Origin of the sequence: Caballeronia sp. AZ1_KS37, from assembly GCF_023631165.1 — a bacterium.
Classification (GTDB): domain Bacteria; phylum Pseudomonadota; class Gammaproteobacteria; order Burkholderiales; family Burkholderiaceae; genus Caballeronia; species Caballeronia zhejiangensis.
Map to the genome: position 1 here is coordinate 99,387 of NZ_JALQDP010000006.1, position 17,379 is coordinate 116,765.

The window sequence follows — 17,379 nt, forward strand, 5'->3', positions numbered from 1 at the left end:
TCCCGCACCCGAGGATTCGCGGCGCGCTCCCGTGTCATTCGCGGTGCGGTACTTTTCGTAAGGCACTGCACTTGCTCGATGGTCCTGGTTGCCCGCTGCGGCGCCCCTCGCCACAGCGCGCTCTTCGCAAAGGAGTCGTCGCTCATGTCTCAAGCAACACCTCAGGCCAAAGATCTCGATCGCCTCACGATCGACACCATCCGCACGCTCTCGATGGACGCCGTGCAGAAGGCCAATTCCGGCCACCCCGGCACGCCGATGGCGCTCGCGCCGGTCGCGTTCCATCTGTGGCAGAACCATCTTCGTTACGATCCCGACGCGCCGCTATGGCCGAATCGCGACCGCTTCGTGCTGTCGGTCGGGCATGCGTCGATGCTGCTGTACTCGCTGTTGCATCTTGCCGGCGTGAAGGAGTTCGACGGCGACGGCAAGCCGACCGGCAAGCCCGCCGTGTCGATTGACGATATCAAGCAGTTCCGCCAGCTCGACAGCAAGACGCCGGGCCATCCGGAATACCGCATGACAACGGGCGTCGAGACGACGACCGGACCGCTCGGCCAGGGCCTCGGCAACAGCGTGGGCATGGCGATGGCCGCGCGCTGGAAGGAGAGCCGCTTCAACAAGGGCGACGACAAGCTCTTCGATTACCGCGTCTACGCACTGTGCGGCGACGGCGACATGATGGAAGGCGTGTCGCACGAAGCGGCGTCGCTCGCGGGGCATCTGCGGCTGTCGAATCTCATCTGGATCTACGACAGCAACACCATCACCATCGAAGGCCATACGGAGCTCGCCTACAGCGACGACGTGGAAGCGCGCTTTCACGGCTACAACTGGCACACGCTGCACGTCGACGACGCCAACGACGCGGACGCGCTCGAAGCGGCCATCAACAAGGCGAAGTCGCACACCGACAAGCCGACGCTGATCGTCGTGAAAAGCATCATCGGCTGGGGCGCGCCGAACAAGCAGAACACCGCGAGCGCGCACGGCGAGGCGCTCGGGGAGGAAGAGGTCAAGCTCGCGAAGAAGTTCTACGGCTGGCCGGAGGACAAGCAGTTCTACGTGCCCGACGGCGTCATGCAGCACTTCGCCGACGGCATGGGCGCGCGCGGCAAGAAGCTGCACGCCGAGTGGAAGCAGCGCTTCGACGCCTACGAGAAGGCCAATCCGGAACTCGCGAAAGAAGCGTGGCAGATGCTCGAAGGCAAGCTTCCCGACAACTGGGACGCGGACATCCCGACCTTCGAGGCGGACGCCAAGGGCCTCGCGACGCGCGATTCGTCCGGCAAGGTGCTGAATGCGATTGCGCCGCGCGTGCCTTGGCTGATCGGCGGCGCGGCAGACCTGTCACCATCGACGAAGACGAATCTGAAGTTCGAAGGCGCGGGCAGCTTCGAGCACGACAGCTACGGCGGACGCAATCTGCACTTCGGCATTCGCGAGCACGGCATGGGCGCGGTCTGCAACGGCCTCGCGCTGTCGGGCTTGCGTCCGTACGGATCGACGTTCCTGATTTTCAGCGACTACATGAAGCCGCCGATCCGCCTGTCCGCGATCATGGAAGTGCCGGTGATCTACGTGTTCACGCACGATTCGATCGGCGTCGGCGAAGACGGTCCGACGCATCAGCCGATCGAGCAGCTCGCCTCGCTGCGCGGCGTGCCGGGCCTGTGCACGCTGCGTCCCGCCGACGCGAACGAAGTCGCAGAAGCGTGGCGCGTCGCGCTGACGCATCCGAAGGAGCCGTCGTGCATCGTGCTGACGCGCCAGCCGCTGCCGACGTTCGACCGCAAGAAATACGCGTCCGCCGAAGGCGTGAAGCGCGGCGCCTACGTGCTCGCCGATACCGAAGGCGGCAAGAAGCCCGAGGTGCTGCTGCTCGCGACGGGCAGCGAAGTGTCGCTTTGCGTCGAGGCGTACGAGAAGCTGACAAGCGAAGGCGTCGCGGCGCGCGTCGTGTCGATGCCGTCGTGGGACATCTTCGAGAAGCAGGATCTCGCGTACAAGGAATCGGTGCTGCCGCCGGACGTGCATGCGCGCGTGTGCGTCGAGCAGGCCGCGACGCTCGGGTGGGACCGCTACGTCGGCCGCCTCGGATCGCAGATCGTCATGCACACGTTCGGCGCATCCGCGCCATTGAAGGCGCTGAAGACGAAGTTCGGCTTCACGCCCGAAGCGGTCTACGACGCCGCGAAGAAGCAGATCGAACGCGTGAAATCCAACGGGAAGGAGTGACCATCATGCAGATCGGCATCGTGGGACTGGGGCGCATGGGCGGCAACATCGGGCGGCGGCTCATGCGCGGCGGACATACGTGCGTCGTGTACGACCACAATCCGGAGGCCACCGAAGCGCTCGCGAGCGAAGGCGCGACGGGCGCGAAGGATCTCGGCGATCTCGTCGCGAAACTGACCGCGCCGCGCGTCGTCTGGCTGATGCTGCCGGCGGGGAAAATCACCGAAGACACGCTCAACGATCTGCACAAGATCCTCGGCGCGGACGACGTGATCATCGACGGCGGCAACAGCTTCTACAAGGACGATATCCGCCGCGCCGCGCAGTTGCGCGAGCAGGGCATCCATTACGTCGACGTCGGCACGTCGGGCGGCGTGTGGGGCCTGACGCGCGGCTACTGCATGATGATCGGCGGCGACGAGCCGGTCGTGCGCCGCATCGATCCGATTCTCGCGACGCTCGCGCCGGGACGCGGCGACATTCCCGCGACGCCGGGCCGCGAAGGACGCGATGCGCGCGTCGAGAACGGCTACATGCACTGCGGGCCGGTCGGGTCGGGGCATTTCGTCAAGATGGTGCACAACGGCATCGAATACGGACTGATGCAGGCCTATGCCGAAGGCTTTCACGTGCTCGAGCGCAAGGACTCGACGGAACTGCCGGAGAACGAGCGTTACTCGCTCGATCTCGCCGATATCGCGGAAGTGTGGCGTCGCGGCAGCGTGGTGTCGTCGTGGCTGCTCGATCTGACCGCGGGCGCGCTCGCGGGCGACGGCTCGCTCGACCGCTATTCCACCGAAGTCGCGGACAGCGGCGAAGGACGATGGACGATCGAAGCGGCAATCGAGGAAGCGGTGCCGGCGCAAGTGCTGTCGGCGGCGCTGTACACGCGGTTCCGTTCGCGCGATGCCGAATCGTTCCCGGAACGCATGTTGTCCGCGATGCGCTTCGGCTTCGGCGGGCATCACGAGTTTCCGGTGAAGTAGCGCGCTTTCCTTTTCGGCGATGTCAAAACGGCGATGGGCTTTCGAAGTCCATCGCCGTCTTTCATTTCATCATGCGCCGCCTGAAAAGCCACGCGCACAGGAAGAACGGCACGACCGCATACGCGCAGAGCACGAGCGCATGCAGCGCGAAGCCGTCGAACGGGCGGCCGAGCATCGCCGGACGGATCAGCTCCACCGCGTGATACAGCGGCAAGACCTGCGTGACGTGTTGCGCGATCGCGGGCAGTTGCGCGATGGGAAAGAAGACGCCGGAGAGCAGGAGCATCGGCGTGAGCGCGAGCGTCTGATAGAACATGAAGAAGTCGTAGCTCGGCGCCAGCGCGGTGACGACCATCGCCGTGCTGGCGAACGCGAGTCCTGTCAGCACGATGACCGGCAACGCGATCAGCATCGACGGAAAGCTCGCATAGCCGAGCGCGCCCGCGACGATCATGATCGCCACGCCCGACAGCACCGACTTGCTCGCGGCCCAGACGATCTCGCCAAGCACGATATCGCCGAGCGTGAGCGGCGTGTGCATGATCGCTTCCCAGGTGCGCTGAACGTGCATGCGCGAGAAGCCGGAGTACATCGATTCGAAGCTCGCGGACATCATCACGCTCGACGCCGCCGTGCCCGCCGCGAGGAACGCGATATACGACACGCCGTCGACGTGCCCGACCATCAGGCCCAGACCGAGGCCGAGGCCGAAGAGGTAGATCATCGGATCGGCGAGATTGCCGATCATCGAGGCGATCGCGAGTTTCTTCCAGACGAGATAGTTGCGCCGCCACACGGACATCCAGTGCGTGGCGTTCGCGGGCAACGCGCTGGAAAGCGGCGTGAGGTTTTGTGCGCGCTTCGGCTCGCGCTGTTTGTCGATGCGGGATCGTTCGAGCGTATCCATTGGCTCAGTCCACCATCTCACGTCCGGTGAGACGCAGGAAAACATCTTCGAGATTCGCCGGACGATGCAGATAGCGCACGTCCGCGCGGCCCTTCACGCGCGCATGCACGGGCTGCGGATCGTCGACGTAGCAAAAGAGCGTCTCGCCGCTCACTTCCATGCGCGCGACGAGCGGCGCAAGCTCGGCGGCGAGCGCTTGCGGATCGGGTCCGTAGATTTCGATCACGTCCGAGCCGATCACCGATTCGATCAGCTCGCGCGGCCGTCCTTCGGCGATCTTGCGGCCCTCCTCGATCACGCACAGGCGATCGCAGAGACGCTCGGCTTCTTCCATGAAATGCGTCGTCAGCAGAATGGTCTTGCCGCGCGCAAGCAGCGAGCGCAGACGCTCCCAGATCAGATGCCGCGCTTGCGGATCGAGCCCGGTGGTCGGTTCGTCCATCACGAGCACATCGGGATCGTTGACGAGCGCGCGCGCGAGCGTGAGACGCCGCTTCATGCCGCCCGACAACTCGCCGACGCGCGCATCGGCCTTGCTCTCCAGCCGCGCGAACTCCAGGAGCGACGGTACGAGCGCATCCATGCGCGCGCCCGTCAGGCCGAAGTAGCGGCCGAACACCGTCAGATTTTCGCGGACAGTGAAATCGGGATCGAGATTGTCGAACTGCGGTACGACGCCCACACGCTCGCGGGCGAATCGGGCGCGCGCGGGCACCGGCTCGCCGACGAGACGGATCGCGCCGCTATCGGGCGAAGTGATGCCGAGCAGCATCTTGAGCGTCGTCGTCTTGCCCGCGCCGTTCGGTCCGAGCAGTCCGAAGCATTCGCCGGGCCGCACATCGAACGACAGGCCGTCGACGACCGTGCGCTCGCCGTAGTGCTTCCTTACTTCGCTGAATTCGATGGCGGGTGCGCGGTTTCCATCGGCGTCGCGTGTAGCGCTTTGTTGCAAAGATTGATCAGTCATGCATCTGTGCGCAGGGAAAGCCGGATGAGGGAAATCCAGCGGGCTAGTGTAATCCATTGCACCAAGGCGGCGCTTGGCGTGCAACCGCATGCTGCGCGCGCGTGTCAAACCGGTGCGGGGCGCGTCGAACCGGTTCCGGCCGAAAGTGCCAGAGGCTTGTCCGTCGACGTTTTTGTGGTTCTGGCACGGTGCGAGCTAGCGTGTTCGCGCCGGTAAGCGTTTTCCAGCGTTGTCTCCCATGGGACGACGCACGATGATGAATCAACGCCGCGGGCAAGTCGCGCTCAACGGCACGTTGGCCAGGGAGGTCAAGATGGAGAGCTACCGAAAAATCCTGCTGTGCTACGACGGCTCCAGAGAAGGCCGCAAGGCACTGCGTCAGGGCGCCAATCTCGCGCTCGACCTGAATGCGGAGACGCATGTGCTCGCGGTGGTGGATATGCGCTCGAGCATCGCGCAGAGCGCCGGACTGCTAACCGACATGGCCTGCGGACGCTTCGAAGAGGCCGCGCGCGACATCCTGCAAGAGGGCGTCGAATGGCTGCGCGAGCGTGGCCTTCAGGCACAGGGACATTTCGCGTTCGGCCATCCGATCGACGAAATCGCGGCGCTCGCCGACAGCCTTCAGGTCGATCTCGTCGTCGTCGGGCATCGCTGCCGCAGCGGCCTCGCGCGCTGGTGGATGGGCGCGGGCAACACGCCGCTGCTGGATCGCGTGAAGTGCAGCATCCTGGTTGCCGTCTGTCAGGCCGGTGAATCGGCCGAAGCGGAAGACGAAGCGGCGTACGCGGCGAAGCCCGTCAAGGCCGAAGCCGGGGCGTGATGCGGTGCGAAGCGTGAACCGCGACGCTTGACGCGTCAACCGTTGAGATCGACCGCGACGAGCTTCCACGACACGAGCCCGTTGCGGTGGAAGATCGCGGAGTATCGCGCATCGCCGGCGCCGTGTTGATACGTGACGACGAACGTGTTCAGGCTTCGATAACCCGCCGTCGTCTGAGGTGGCTCTTTCGGCGGCTGCCGTGCGGTCGTGACGCCGGACGCGGGCCCATTCCCCGCATTCGCTGGTGCGCCGTCGCCAGCTTGCGGCGGACGCTCGCCCGGATCGCCGCGCGGCGGGATGCCGTTCAGAATCGCCGCGACGCCGTCCGGTGTGGCATACGAATCCACCAGCGGACCGACGAGCGCCGCGCCGATCATCGCACCGATGATCGCGAGCGGATTCCCGCTCTTTTGAATATCCACGCGACGCGTGAGCAGCGCCGCGATCTGGTCCTTGAGGCTCGCGCGCAACGCCGGAAAATCGACGTATTCGTTGACGGTTTGCGCATCGCGCGCATCGGCCGCGCGCTTCACGCGATCGAGTGCGATGTAAGGCGATGCGTAAACGAAACCGAGCACCGCGACGATAACGAGGACGACGAGCGTAACGACAATAGAACGGGTAGTGCGGGACATGCTTGGGCCAAGCCTCTTGCAAAACGTGAATTACGGATTGACCGCGCGGGCGCCGGTTAAATCCCGTGAATTCACGTCGTGCGTGCGATGGCGTTCCATTCAGGCGAGGATTCCGCCGGCCAGCCCGGCATTTTCCTCGGCGATGCAGCGGTCGATCATGCGCGAAACCTCGTCGATCTTGCCCACCAGAATCACGCGCGATTGCCCGCGATACACGCGCACTGGCGCGCGCTGCTCGGCCTCGGCGTGCACCGTGCTGTTGAGGGAAACGCGAGCGAAGGCCGGCTGACGGGACGGCAACGCGGGCATTTCGTTGAAGAGATCGGGCGTGGCTTCGGCGCGCGGCATGCCGCAGGCGATCAGCGTGCGCAGATGGCGCAGGCGGCCGAATTGACGGAAGGGCAGCAGACGGGCAAAACGTTCCATGATGACTCTCCAGACGATAGGACGCACCGCGGCGCACCGCGCGCGGTGGCCGTCATGCTTGTTGTGTTGTGAGACGCCTGAATCAGGTGTCGAAAGCGGTTGGTGAGGCTATCTTGCGATGTCAATGAGACATTTCGTGTCTCGGTGCGAAAGTAATGTGCTTCGACTTTCGTGCCTTGCCCGTTCGCGGGCCAACATCAGAACTCGCCGGAGCGGATCAGCCCGACGGCAATGCCTTCAAGCGCGAAATCGCCGCTGCCGGCGCGCACGAAGATGTTTTCATACTCGGGGTTTTCGGCGATCAGTTCGACGCCGTCCGCGCGCCGTTTCCAGCGCTTGACCGTGACGTCGTCGCCAAGACGCGCGACGACGATCTGTCCGTCTTTCGCTTCGTTGCGCTTTTGCACGGCGAGAAGATCGCCGTCGAGAATGCCTGCGTCGCGCATCGAGAGGCCGCGCACCTTCAACAGATAGTCCGGCTTGCTGGAGAAGAGCGCGGGGTCACACGCATAGTGCTGCGAGATGTGCTCTTGCGCGAGGATAGGACTCCCCGCCGCGACCCGGCCGACGAGCGGCAGAGACAATTGCATGATGCTCTGATGCGGCAGCGTGAACTGATGCGGCAGCTCCTCGGACCGATCGATGCGAGATGCATCGCCGAGCAGCCGGATGCCGCGCGACGAACCCGCCGCCAGCTCGATGACGCCCTTGCGGGCCAGCGCCCTGAGGTGCTCCTCGGCGGAATTGGCCGAACTGAAGCCGAGCTCCGCCGCGATCTCGGCGCGCGTGGGCGGAAAGCCCGTGCGGTCGATCGCGCGCTGGATGAGTTCGAACACCTGCTGCTGCCGCGCGGTAAGTTTTGATGTTTTGGTCACTGGCTCGAGCCCCTGATGCACTGTATGAATGGACAGGTGACTGTATTTTTATACAGTATTTGGCGCTTTTCAAGCTTTACTTTAAGTTCGCGGCCACGAAGCCTCCGCACCGTCGAATCGCGCCCGCCGGCGCTTCTTCCATCCAGGAATATCGTTCTTAGCAGTTTTACGTATAAAAAAGTGAATAACGATTATTTTCAATCATATAGAGGCCTCGTTAGACTCATTCCGTCAATTCGATAAGACGGAGAACGGGGAATGCAAAGCATCAACACGGGATTGCGACGGCTTCTTGCTGCGGCGACGCTTGGCGCGGCGGGTTTGATCATGACGGCGCCGGCGCAGGCGGATACGTCGTTTCTGAACGTTTCCTACGACCCGACCCGCGAGCTGTATCAGGACTTCAATCAGGCTTTCGCGAAAAAGTGGAAGGCGGAGACGGGCGAGACCGTAACCTTCAAGCAGTCGCATGGCGGGTCGGGCGGCCAGGCGCGCGCGGTCATCGACGGACTGCAGGCGGACGTCGTTACGCTCGCGCTCGCTTATGACATCGACGCGCTCGCGGGCAAGGGACTCGTCGGCGCGGACTGGCAGAAGCGCCTGCCGGACAACGCATCGCCGTACACGTCGACGATCGTGTTTCTCGTGCGCAAGGGCAATCCGAAGCACATCAAGGACTGGGACGATCTGACGAAGCCGGGCGTGTCGATCGTCACGCCGAATCCGAAGACATCGGGCGGCGCGCGCTGGAACTACCTCGCGGCGTGGGCGTACGCGCAGCACAAGCCGGGCGGCAACGAGCAGACCGCCAAGGAGTTCGTGACGAAGCTCTACAAGAACGCCGGCGTGCTGGATTCCGGCGCGCGCGGCGCGACGACGAGCTTCGTGCAGCGCGGTCAGGGCGACGTGCTCATCGCGTGGGAAAACGAGGCGTTCCTGTCCCTGAAGGAATTCGGTCCGGACAAGTTCGAGATCGTGGTGCCGTCCGTGAGCATTCTGGCGGAGCCGCCGGTCGCGGTGGTCGACAAGGTCGTCGACAAACACGGCACGCGCAAGCTCGCCGAAGCGTATCTCAAGTATCTGTATAGCGACGAAGGGCAGCAGATCGCCGCGCGCAATTTCTATCGGCCGCGTTCGGACAAGGTGCCCGCCGATCTGACGAAGCAGTTTCCGAAGCTGAAGCTCTATACCATCGACGACACCTTCGGCGGCTGGACCAAGGCGCAGAAGACGCATTTCGCGGATGGCGGCGTGTTCGATTCGATCTATCAGCCGCAATAAGCGTCAACCGGCGACGCGGCGCGTTCAAGACGCCGCGCGCCCGAAGCAGCAACGCGCGCCCACCCCGCGCGCAAAAAGGATGATTCAAGGATGACGACTCTCACATTCAGGAAACCGAGCGCGCTACCCGGTTTCGGCCTGACACTCGGCATCACGGTGGCTTATCTGAGCCTCGTGGTGCTGATTCCGCTTGCCGCCACCTTCGCTAAGACGGCGACGCTCGACTGGGCGCAGTTCGTGCGCGCGGTGACGTCGCCGCGCGTGCTCGCATCGTATCGGCTGACGTTCGGCGCGGCGCTCGGCGGCGCGCTCATCAACGCGGTGTTCGGTTTTCTCGTCGCGTGGGTGCTCGTGCGCTACACGTTCCCGTTCAAGCGCATCGTCGATGCGATGGTCGACCTGCCGTTCGCGCTGCCGACGTCGGTCGCCGGCATTTCGCTCGCCGCGGTCTACGCGGGCAATGGCTGGATCGGGCAATATCTCGCGCCGCTCGGCATCAAGGTCGCGTTCACGCCGCTCGGCGTGCTCGTCGCGCTGACGTTCATCGGCCTGCCGTTCGTCGTGCGTACCGTGCAGCCCGTGCTCGAAGACTTCGAGCGCGAGCAGGAAGAAGCCGCCGCGTGCCTCGGCGCGACGCGCTGGCTCACGTTCCGGCGCGTCGTGCTGCCGTCGCTCTTTCCGGCGCTGCTGACGGGCTTCGCACTCGCGTTCGCGCGCGCGTTGGGCGAATACGGCTCGGTGATTTTCATCGCGGGCAACGTGCCGATGAAGTCGGAGATCACGTCGCTGCTCATCATCACGAAGCTCGAACAGTACGACTATGCCGGCGCGACCGCGCTCGCCGTCGTGATGCTGTGCGTGTCGTTCCTCATGCTTCTGTTGATCAACACGCTGCAATGGTGGCTGCAGCGCCGCACGAGCAAGACGGGCGCGGCGCCGGTCAACGTCTCCCTGGCAGCGGGAGAAACGGCATGAGCAAGGTGCTTCCATTGCAGACGACGACACAGCGCGACGCGCACGGCCTCAATCCCGTCACCGAGCCGCGCGCCGTGCGATGGCTCCTGACCGGTATCGCACTCGCGTTTCTCGCGTTCTTTCTCGTCGTGCCGCTCGTCGCGGTGTTCGTGCAGGCGTTCGCCAAGGGCATCGACTATTACTTCGAGTCGCTGAAGGATCCCGACGCGTGGTCCGCGATCAAGCTCACGCTGATCACCGCCGCGATCGCCGTGCCGCTGAATGTCGTCTTCGGACTGGCGGCGTCGTGGGCGATCGCGAAGTTCGAGTTTCGCGGCAAGGCGCTCCTGACGACGCTCATCGACTTGCCGTTCTCGGTGTCGCCGGTCATCTCGGGTCTCGTCTACGTGCTGATGTTCGGCGCGCAAGGATGGTTCAGCCCGTGGCTCGCCGCGCACGACGTGCAGATCATCTTCGCGGTGCCCGGCATCGTGCTCGCGACGATCTTCGTCACGTTTCCGTTCGTCGCGCGCGAACTGATTCCGCTGATGCAGGCGCAAGGCAACGACGAAGAGGAAGCGGCGCACGTGCTCGGCGCATCGGGATGGCAGATCTTCCGGCGCGTGACGCTGCCCAACGTGAAGTGGGGCCTGCTCTACGGCGTGATTCTCTGCAACGCGCGCGCGATGGGCGAGTTCGGCGCGGTGTCGGTGGTGTCCGGGCACATCCGCGGGCAGACGGACACGATGCCGCTGCACGTCGAAATTCTCTACAACGAATACAACTTCTCGGCTGCGTTCGCGGTGGCGTCGCTGCTGGCGCTGCTCGCGCTCGTGACGCTCGCGCTGAAACTTCTCGCGGAGCGCCGCATGACGCAAGCATTGACCGCCGCAAAAGCCACCGCACAGAATTGAGAGGCCGATAAACATCATGAGCATCATCGTTCGCAATCTGCAAAAACGCTTCGGCGATTTCACCGCGCTCGACAACGTGTCGCTCGACTTTCCGGCGGGCGAACTCGTCGCGCTGCTCGGGCCTTCGGGCTGCGGCAAGACCACGCTCTTGCGCGTGATCGCGGGTCTCGAATTCGCCGATGCGGGACAGGTCGTGCTGCACGGCGAAGACGTCGCGGCGGTCGGCGCGCGCGAGCGTCAGGTCGGCTTCGTGTTCCAGCATTACGCGCTGTTCCGGCACATGACCGTGTTCGAGAACGTCGCGTTCGGCTTGCGCGTGAAGCCGCGCCGCGAGCGTCCGAGCGAAGCGAAGATTCGCGAGAAAGTGCATGAGCTGCTGAAGCTCGTGCAACTCGACTGGCTCGCGGAGCGTTTTCCGTCGGAACTGTCAGGCGGACAGCGGCAGCGTATTGCGCTGGCGCGGGCGCTTGCCGTCGAGCCGAAAGTGCTGCTGCTCGACGAGCCGTTCGGCGCGCTCGACGCCAAAGTGCGCAAGGAACTGCGCAGCTGGCTGCGCCGGCTGCACGACGATCTGCATATCTCGACGCTCTTCGTCACGCACGACCAGGAAGAGGCGCTCGAAGTGGCGGATCGCATCGTCGTGATGAATCATGGCCGCGTGGAGCAGGTGGGCAGTCCGCAAGACGTGTACGATCATCCGCAGACGTCCTTCGTCTACGAGTTTCTCGGCGCCGCGAACCGGCTGCAGGGCGAAGTGAACGCGAACGGCTTCATCGCCGATGGCGCCGCGAGCCCGATCGCGGCTCAGGCGCATTTCAGCGGGCGGGCGCTCGCGTACGTGCGTCCGCATGATCTCGCACTGTATCCCGCCGACGGCACGCATCGCGACGGCATCGTGGTGGGCGTGCGGCGCGTCGTGACGCTGGGCGGCTCGGTGCGCGTCGAGCTCGAAGGCAACGCGGGCGGCGTGATCGAGGCAGAACTGGATCGCGAGGCGTGGCGCGCGCTCAGGCTCGATATCGGCGATGGCGTGACCGCCGTTCCACGCGCGTTGCGAGTGTTTCCCGCGCAGTGACATCATAAAAATCAAAGAGGCTGACATGAACTTCCAGCAGTTGCGCTTCGTGCGCGAGGCCGTGCGTCAGAACATGAATCTGACGGAGGTCGCCAACGTCCTTTACACGTCGCAGTCGGGCGTGTCGAAGCAGATCAAGGATCTCGAGGACGAACTCGGCGTCGATATCTTCATCCGCCGCGGCAAGCGTCTGACGGGACTGACCGAGCCGGGCAAGGAAGTGCATCAGCTGATCGAGCGCATGCTGCTCGATGCCGAGAATCTGCGGCGCGTCGCGCGCCAGTTCGCGGATCAGGACAACGGCCATCTCGTCGTCGCGACGACGCACACGCAGGCGCGTTACGCGTTGCCGAAGGTCATCCGCCAGTTCACCGAGGTGTTTCCGAAGGTGCATCTCGCGCTGCGTCAGGGCAGCCCGCAGCAGATCGCGCAGATGATCATCAACGGCGAAGCGGATATCGGCATCTCGACCGAAGCGCTCGACCGTTATCCGGACATCGTCACGTTTGCGTGCTATTCGTGGCATCACACGGTCGTTGTGCCGAAGGATCATCCGCTCGTCGGGCGCGAGAACATCACGCTCGAGCAGATCGCCGAATATCCGATCGTCACGTACGACAACGATTTCACCGGGCGTTCGCACGTCGATCAGGCGTTCGCGAGCGCGGGCGCGATGCCCGATATCGTGCTGACCGCGATCGATGCCGACGTCATCAAGACGTATGTCGAACTGGGCATGGGCATCGGCATCGTCGCGGCGATGGCGTATGACGCGAAGCGCGACACCGAGCTCGTCGCGCTCGATACGCAGCATCTGTTCGAGGCGAGCACGACGCGTGTCGGCTTGCGAAAGGGCGCGTTCTTGCGCGCGTATGCGTATCGGCTGATCGAAATGTTCGCGCCGCAACTCGATGAAGCGCAGATCGCCGCGCAGCTTCGCGAAGCCGCTTAGAGTCGTGCCGGCTGTTTTACAATCGCCGGCATGAATACTTCCTCGCTTCCTCGTGTCGCCGTGCTTGCCACGGGCGGCACGATTGCCGGTCAGGCCGGCGATTCCTCCAAGACCGCGGGCTACAAGGCGGGCGTCGTCGGCGTCGACAAGCTGCTCGACGCCGTGCCCGCGCTCGGCTCGATCGCGCGAATCCACGCGGAACAGATCGCGAGCATCGACAGCAAGGACATGAGCGCCGCGCTGTGGACGCAACTCGCGCGGCGTATCGATGAGCTGCTTGCGCAGGACGATATCGATGGCGTCGTCGTCACGCACGGCACCGATACGCTCGAAGAAACCGCGTATCTGCTGCATCTCACGGTGAAGAGCGCGAAGCCCGTCGTGCTGACGGCGGCGATGCGCCCATCGACCGCGCTTTCCGCCGATGGCCCGTTGAATTTGCTCAATGCGGTGACGGTCGCGGCGTCGAACGATGCGGCGGGCAAGGGCGTGCTCGTCGCTTTCAACAATCAGATTCACAGCGCGCGCGATGTCACCAAGACGAGCACTTATGCCGTCGATGCGTTTCGCTCGCCTGAGACCGGTGTGCTCGGGTTCGTGCAGGACGGACGCGTCGAGTTTCAGCGCACGGTCGTGCGGGCGCATACCGTCGCGAGCGAGTTCGCTGTCGCCGATCGATGGCCGATGGTCGAGATCGTCGCGAGCTACGCGGATGTGTCTCGTGTGACGGTCGATGCGCTTGTTGCTGCGGGCGTGAGAGGTATCGTCGTCGCGGGCACGGGCAACGGCTCGATGCATGCGGTGCTCACGCAGGCGCTCGCTGATGCGGTGAAGCAGGGCGTTGCCGTGGTGCGCGCTTCGCGCGTGGGTTCGGGACATGTGATGCGCAACGGCGCCGCTAACGATGATGCGCTCGGGACGGTCAGCGCGGGGACGCTGAATCCTTATAAGGCGCGGGTGCTGCTTATGCTTGCAGTGGCTTCGAATGTGCAGGACGTGCAGCGCGTTTTTGATGTTTATTGAGGTGGGTGTTTGGGGTGTGGGGCGGGCGGGCGGCGGCGGGCTGCCGGTTGGTCTGGCGGTCGGTCGTGGAATCCTGTATTCGTGTCGGTCTATCAGCGTTGCCCCTGTGCGGGGCGGCACTCACTTTCTTTGCTGCTGCAAAGAAAGTAAGCAAAGAAAGCAGCTTTTCAGGCCCGCGGTCACACGCAATTTGGGTAGTCCTCTCGTCCCAGGCGGCACTCGCCTAAAGAGTGCCCTCAAACACCTAATCGGGCTTGGCTCGCGCACGGTCGGCCGCCCAATAAGTTCGAGGGCGCTGGTTCAGCACGAAATGGCTTCGGCACAGCGCTACGCGCTGCCGCCGGGTATGCAAGGGAAACCAAAGGGCGGCGATTGCAGTGAGATGGAGACGTTAGTAGAGAAGCACGCGCATTCCCGATTGACCGGTCGGCCGCGAAGCGGGCTGGAGCTATTTGGTGCTGAACCAGTTTGGTGTGCGGTGCGATGGTTCAGACCGTGCGCGAGCCAAGCCCGATTAGGTGTTTGAGGGCACTCTTTAGGCAGCCCACGATGGACGAGAGGACTACCCAAATTGCGTGTGACCGCGGGCGTATCAGGAGCTGCTTTCTTTGCTTACTTTCTTTGCAGCAGCAAAGAAAGTGAGTGCCGCCCCGCACAGGGGCAACGCTAATAGACCGACACGATCACAGGATTGCCGAGAAGCGCAGGCAAACCAAGATCCACCTCAGCAGAAAGCAAAAACGCGAACCGAAGTCCGCGTTCTCGAGTAGAGCAGAGACAATCAGTTAACAGCAGGAATCCGCAACACTTGCCCCGGATAGATCTTATCCGGACTCTTCAACATCGGCTTATTCGCTTCGAAGATCACATCGTTCTTGGACCCATTGCCGTAATACTTCTCGGCGATCTTCCAAAGATTGTCCCCCGACACGACGGTGTAATACTGCGATTCAGGCTCGCTACTCGGCACGGTCAGCTTATCGTCGACCTTATCGACATGCTGCACATTGCCCGCGGCGACGAGAATCTTTTCCTTCGTGGCCTGATCCGGCGCCTGACCCGAAACGGTCACCGTATGCGAAGCGCCGTCGTATTTCACATCGAGATTGTCCGCATTGAGACCCTGCGAACGAATGTACGTCGCGATGGCTTCGCCTGCCTTCTGATTTAGCGCGGCGACATCCACGGGTGCCGCAGCGGGCGCCGCCTGCGCGCTCGGCGTGGCTGCGCCGAAGAGTTTCTCGCCTGCTTCCTTGATAAAGCTGAGGATTCCCATTGTTCACTCCTTGGTTGACGGTGGTGTTACGGCCCGCGAAGTCTAGGCAGATTAGTCGCGATGACCACCGGATAGTTCTGAGTTTCAACAAAAGGATTTGTAGCACCGACTATGCATCGGCGTTAGGACGCAGTTTGCAACAATCCGACGCGGACACCCGACGACAAACCGTCTGACCGACCAAGGCTTACCCGGCGCACCGCCGGGTGCCGCTTCTCGGACCCCACTTTGCCGCCCTCAGCCCAGAGCGGCATTTGTCCCGCGTGCCCATACGCGGGACGCCCCACGGTTCAGGTGACGCGAATCACGCAGCGGCTTTGGCCTGCTGCGGCTCGTCGGCCACCTGGAAGTTCGACATGATTTCGAGCGCACGCACAAGCGCCGAGTGATCCCACGCCTTGCCGCCGTTCGCCGCGCATACGCTGAAAAGCTGCTGCGCACTCGCGGTGTGGGGCAGGGCGAGGCCCATCTTGCGCGCGCCGTCGAGCGCAAGATTTAGGTCCTTCTGATGCAGTTCGATACGGAAGCCCGGATTGAACGTGCGCTTCGTCATGCGCTCGCCGTGCACTTCGAGAATGCGCGACGACGCGAAGCCGCCCATCAGCGCTTTACGCACGCGCTCCGGGTCGGCGCCCGAGCGTGCCGCGAAGAGCAGCGCCTCGCCGACCGCCTCGATGTTCAGCGCGACGATGATCTGATTCGCGACCTTGCAAGTCTGACCCGCGCCGTTGTCGCCAATGAGCGAAATGTTCTTGCCCATCAGTTCGAACAGCGGCTTCGCGACATTGAACGACTTCTCCGGGCCGCCGACCATGATCGTGAGCGTCGCTTCGCGTGCGCCGACTTCGCCGCCGGACACCGGCGCGTCGAGATAGTCGCAGCCGAGCGCGTTGATCTTCTTCGCGAACTCCTGCGTTTCGAGCGGGGCGATCGAACTCATGTCGATCACGAGCTTGCCCTTCGTGAGACCCTTCGCGACGCCGTCATCGGCGAACAGCACGGCGGCGACATCGGGCGTGTCGGGCACCATCGTGATGACGATTTCGCTCGCCTGTGCGACTTCGGTCGAGTCCGCGACGACCTGCGTCTGCGCGCGGATATCGTCCGGCACCGGAAACTTGCCGTTCACGACCAGCTTGTGGCCGCCCTTGATGAGATTGCGCGCCATGTGCGCGCCCATGATGCCGAGGCCGATGAAACCGATCGTTGCCATACTTCTAGCTCCTCCTATGTGTCTGGTTTAAGCGGTCGCGTGCTGCTTCACGCCGCCGATGTTCTGCAGCCAGCCGAGGCCCGCTTCCGTGCCGTTGAGCGGCTTGTACTCGCAGCCGATCCAGCCTTGATAGCCGATCTCGTCGAGCAGCCCGAACAGGAACGGGTAGTTGATCTCGCCCGTGCCGGGTTCGTTGCGGCCGGGGTTATCGGCGAGCTGGATATGCGCGATCTTCGGCAGGTTCTTCGTGATCGTCGCGGCGAGTTCGCCTTCCATCCGCTGCATGTGATAGATGTCGTACTGCAAGAACAGATTGTCCGAGCCGACGGCCTGGATCACGTCCAGTCCTTCCTTCGAGCGATTCAGCGCGAAGCCCGGAATGTCGTACGCGTTGCACGGCTCGACGAGCAAGCGGATGCCTTCCTTCTTGAGCGCTTCCGCTGCGAAGCGCAAGTTTTCGACGATGGTCGCGCGCGCCTGATCCGCCGATACGCCCGCCGTCGGAATCCCGACGAGACAGTTCAGTTGCGGCACGTTCAGCGCCTTCGCGTATTCGATCGCGCGCGGCACGCCGTCGCGGAATTCCGCGACACGATCCGGCAGACACGCGATGCCGCGCTCGCCCGCTTCCCAGTTGCCGGCAGGCAGGTTGTGCAGCACGATCTGCAGGTCGTTGTCCTTCAGGCGCGTCTGGATGTCGCTGATCGAGAAGGCATAGGGGAACAGGAACTCGACCGCCTTGAAGCCCGCGTTCGCGGCCGCGGCGAAGCGGTCGAGAAACGGGACTTCGTTGAACAGCATGGTCAAATTCGCGGCAAATTTCGGCATTGTTCT

17 protein-coding genes are annotated in these 17,379 nt (G+C 63.6%); 9 read left to right on the forward strand and 8 right to left on the reverse strand.

Annotated elements, in window-relative coordinates; genetic code table 11:
- Window positions 1-144 precede the first annotated feature (144 nt).
- On the forward strand, window positions 145-2,238 hold the full coding sequence (gene tkt / locus NCS00_RS06685; protein WP_008349918.1) for a transketolase: 2,094 nt from the start codon (window positions 145-147) through the stop codon (window positions 2,236-2,238).
- 5 nt (window positions 2,239-2,243) lie between these two features.
- Entirely contained in the window at window positions 2,244-3,224 is a 981-nt protein-coding gene (gnd, locus tag NCS00_RS06690; protein WP_244808049.1) for a phosphogluconate dehydrogenase (NAD(+)-dependent, decarboxylating), read from the forward strand.
- A gap of 61 nt (window positions 3,225-3,285) precedes the next feature.
- Here the strand turns inward: gnd and NCS00_RS06695 are convergent, their stop codons facing one another.
- On the reverse strand, window positions 3,286-4,131 hold the full coding sequence (locus NCS00_RS06695) for an ABC transporter permease (protein WP_175980093.1): 846 nt from the start codon (window positions 4,129-4,131) through the stop codon (window positions 3,286-3,288).
- A 4-nt stretch (window positions 4,132-4,135) separates the two neighbouring features.
- Window positions 4,136-5,098, reverse strand: coding sequence for a nodulation factor ABC transporter ATP-binding protein NodI (nodI, locus tag NCS00_RS06700; RefSeq protein WP_008349912.1), 963 nt, complete (start codon window positions 5,096-5,098; stop codon window positions 4,136-4,138).
- Between the two features lie 313 nt (window positions 5,099-5,411).
- On the opposite strand from nodI, the gene NCS00_RS06705 reads away from it, so the two are divergent.
- The gene (locus NCS00_RS06705) at window positions 5,412-5,921 is read left to right on the forward strand and encodes a universal stress protein (RefSeq protein WP_033535751.1); all 510 of its coding nucleotides are present in this window, start codon (window positions 5,412-5,414) and stop codon (window positions 5,919-5,921) included.
- A 35-nt stretch (window positions 5,922-5,956) separates the two neighbouring features.
- Here the strand turns inward: NCS00_RS06705 and NCS00_RS06710 are convergent, their stop codons facing one another.
- From NCS00_RS06710 to lexA, 3 genes are all read right to left on the reverse strand, one after another.
- On the reverse strand, window positions 5,957-6,556 hold the full coding sequence (locus NCS00_RS06710; protein WP_250439658.1) for a DUF2939 domain-containing protein: 600 nt from the start codon (window positions 6,554-6,556) through the stop codon (window positions 5,957-5,959).
- A gap of 99 nt (window positions 6,557-6,655) precedes the next feature.
- Window positions 6,656-6,982, reverse strand: a complete 327-nt coding sequence (locus NCS00_RS06715) for a hypothetical protein (protein ID WP_008349906.1) — start codon at window positions 6,980-6,982, stop codon at window positions 6,656-6,658.
- 197 nt (window positions 6,983-7,179) lie between these two features.
- Window positions 7,180-7,857, reverse strand: coding sequence for a transcriptional repressor LexA (gene lexA, locus NCS00_RS06720; RefSeq protein ID WP_008349903.1), 678 nt, complete (start codon window positions 7,855-7,857; stop codon window positions 7,180-7,182).
- 258 nt (window positions 7,858-8,115) lie between these two features.
- On the opposite strand from lexA, the gene NCS00_RS06725 reads away from it, so the two are divergent.
- The 6 genes from NCS00_RS06725 (at window position 8,116) to NCS00_RS06750 (ending at window position 14,056) form a co-directional block, all read left to right on the forward strand.
- Entirely contained in the window at window positions 8,116-9,138 is a 1,023-nt protein-coding gene (locus NCS00_RS06725; protein ID WP_280519315.1) for a sulfate ABC transporter substrate-binding protein, read from the forward strand.
- Window positions 9,139-9,228: 90 nt separating this feature from the next.
- Entirely contained in the window at window positions 9,229-10,113 is an 885-nt protein-coding gene (cysT, locus tag NCS00_RS06730; protein ID WP_008349900.1) for a sulfate ABC transporter permease subunit CysT, read from the forward strand.
- Window positions 10,110-11,006, forward strand: a complete 897-nt coding sequence (cysW, locus tag NCS00_RS06735) for a sulfate ABC transporter permease subunit CysW (RefSeq protein ID WP_250439660.1) — start codon at window positions 10,110-10,112, stop codon at window positions 11,004-11,006. The genes cysT and cysW overlap by 4 nt, the downstream gene beginning before the upstream one ends.
- Before the next feature lie 16 nt (window positions 11,007-11,022).
- Window positions 11,023-12,081 (forward strand): sulfate/molybdate ABC transporter ATP-binding protein, encoded by a 1,059-nt coding sequence (locus NCS00_RS06740; protein WP_008349896.1) that lies wholly within the window; start codon window positions 11,023-11,025, stop codon window positions 12,079-12,081.
- Window positions 12,082-12,106: 25 nt separating this feature from the next.
- Complete coding sequence (locus NCS00_RS06745) at window positions 12,107-13,033, forward strand: CysB family HTH-type transcriptional regulator (RefSeq protein WP_008349894.1); 927 nt, start codon at window positions 12,107-12,109, stop codon at window positions 13,031-13,033.
- Window positions 13,034-13,054: 21 nt separating this feature from the next.
- Window positions 13,055-14,056 (forward strand): asparaginase, encoded by a 1,002-nt coding sequence (locus NCS00_RS06750; protein ID WP_350029718.1) that lies wholly within the window; start codon window positions 13,055-13,057, stop codon window positions 14,054-14,056.
- A 781-nt stretch (window positions 14,057-14,837) separates the two neighbouring features.
- Here NCS00_RS06750 and lysM read toward each other — a convergent pair.
- The 3 genes from lysM to hyi all read right to left on the reverse strand — a co-directional run bounded on the left by lysM (window position 14,838) and on the right by hyi (window position 17,373).
- Window positions 14,838-15,332, reverse strand: coding sequence for a peptidoglycan-binding protein LysM (gene lysM, locus NCS00_RS06755; RefSeq protein WP_244808052.1), 495 nt, complete (start codon window positions 15,330-15,332; stop codon window positions 14,838-14,840).
- A 304-nt stretch (window positions 15,333-15,636) separates the two neighbouring features.
- Window positions 15,637-16,545 carry a 2-hydroxy-3-oxopropionate reductase gene (locus NCS00_RS06760; RefSeq protein ID WP_008349855.1) on the reverse strand — a complete coding sequence of 303 codons (909 nt, stop codon included), beginning with the start codon at window positions 16,543-16,545 and terminating at the stop codon, window positions 15,637-15,639.
- Between the two features lie 27 nt (window positions 16,546-16,572).
- Window positions 16,573-17,373, reverse strand: a complete 801-nt coding sequence (gene hyi, locus NCS00_RS06765) for a hydroxypyruvate isomerase (RefSeq protein WP_175980100.1) — start codon at window positions 17,371-17,373, stop codon at window positions 16,573-16,575.
- Between the last annotated feature and the right edge of the window lie 6 nt (window positions 17,374-17,379).

Excerpts from the sequence above, each read along its gene's own strand:
- tkt (WP_008349918.1), top strand. The coding sequence starts at position 145 with ATGTCTCAAGCAACACCTCAGGCCAAAGATCTCGATCGCCTCACGATC.
- gnd (WP_244808049.1), top strand. The coding sequence starts at position 2,244 with ATGCAGATCGGCATCGTGGGACTGGGGCGCATGGGCGGCAACATCGGG.
- NCS00_RS06695 (WP_175980093.1), bottom strand. The coding sequence starts at position 4,131 with ATGGATACGCTCGAACGATCCCGCATCGACAAACAGCGCGAGCCGAAG.
- nodI (WP_008349912.1), bottom strand. The coding sequence starts at position 5,098 with ATGACTGATCAATCTTTGCAACAAAGCGCTACACGCGACGCCGATGGA.
- NCS00_RS06705 (WP_033535751.1), top strand. The coding sequence starts at position 5,412 with ATGGAGAGCTACCGAAAAATCCTGCTGTGCTACGACGGCTCCAGAGAA.
- NCS00_RS06710 (WP_250439658.1), bottom strand. The coding sequence starts at position 6,556 with ATGTCCCGCACTACCCGTTCTATTGTCGTTACGCTCGTCGTCCTCGTT.
- NCS00_RS06715 (WP_008349906.1), bottom strand. The coding sequence starts at position 6,982 with ATGGAACGTTTTGCCCGTCTGCTGCCCTTCCGTCAATTCGGCCGCCTG.
- NCS00_RS06725 (WP_280519315.1), top strand. The coding sequence starts at position 8,116 with ATGCAAAGCATCAACACGGGATTGCGACGGCTTCTTGCTGCGGCGACG.
- cysT (WP_008349900.1), top strand. The coding sequence starts at position 9,229 with ATGACGACTCTCACATTCAGGAAACCGAGCGCGCTACCCGGTTTCGGC.
- cysW (WP_250439660.1), top strand. The coding sequence starts at position 10,110 with ATGAGCAAGGTGCTTCCATTGCAGACGACGACACAGCGCGACGCGCAC.
- NCS00_RS06740 (WP_008349896.1), top strand. The coding sequence starts at position 11,023 with ATGAGCATCATCGTTCGCAATCTGCAAAAACGCTTCGGCGATTTCACC.
- NCS00_RS06745 (WP_008349894.1), top strand. The coding sequence starts at position 12,107 with ATGAACTTCCAGCAGTTGCGCTTCGTGCGCGAGGCCGTGCGTCAGAAC.
- lysM (WP_244808052.1), bottom strand. The coding sequence starts at position 15,332 with ATGGGAATCCTCAGCTTTATCAAGGAAGCAGGCGAGAAACTCTTCGGC.
- NCS00_RS06760 (WP_008349855.1), bottom strand. The coding sequence starts at position 16,545 with ATGGCAACGATCGGTTTCATCGGCCTCGGCATCATGGGCGCGCACATG.
- hyi (WP_175980100.1), bottom strand. The coding sequence starts at position 17,373 with ATGCCGAAATTTGCCGCGAATTTGACCATGCTGTTCAACGAAGTCCCG.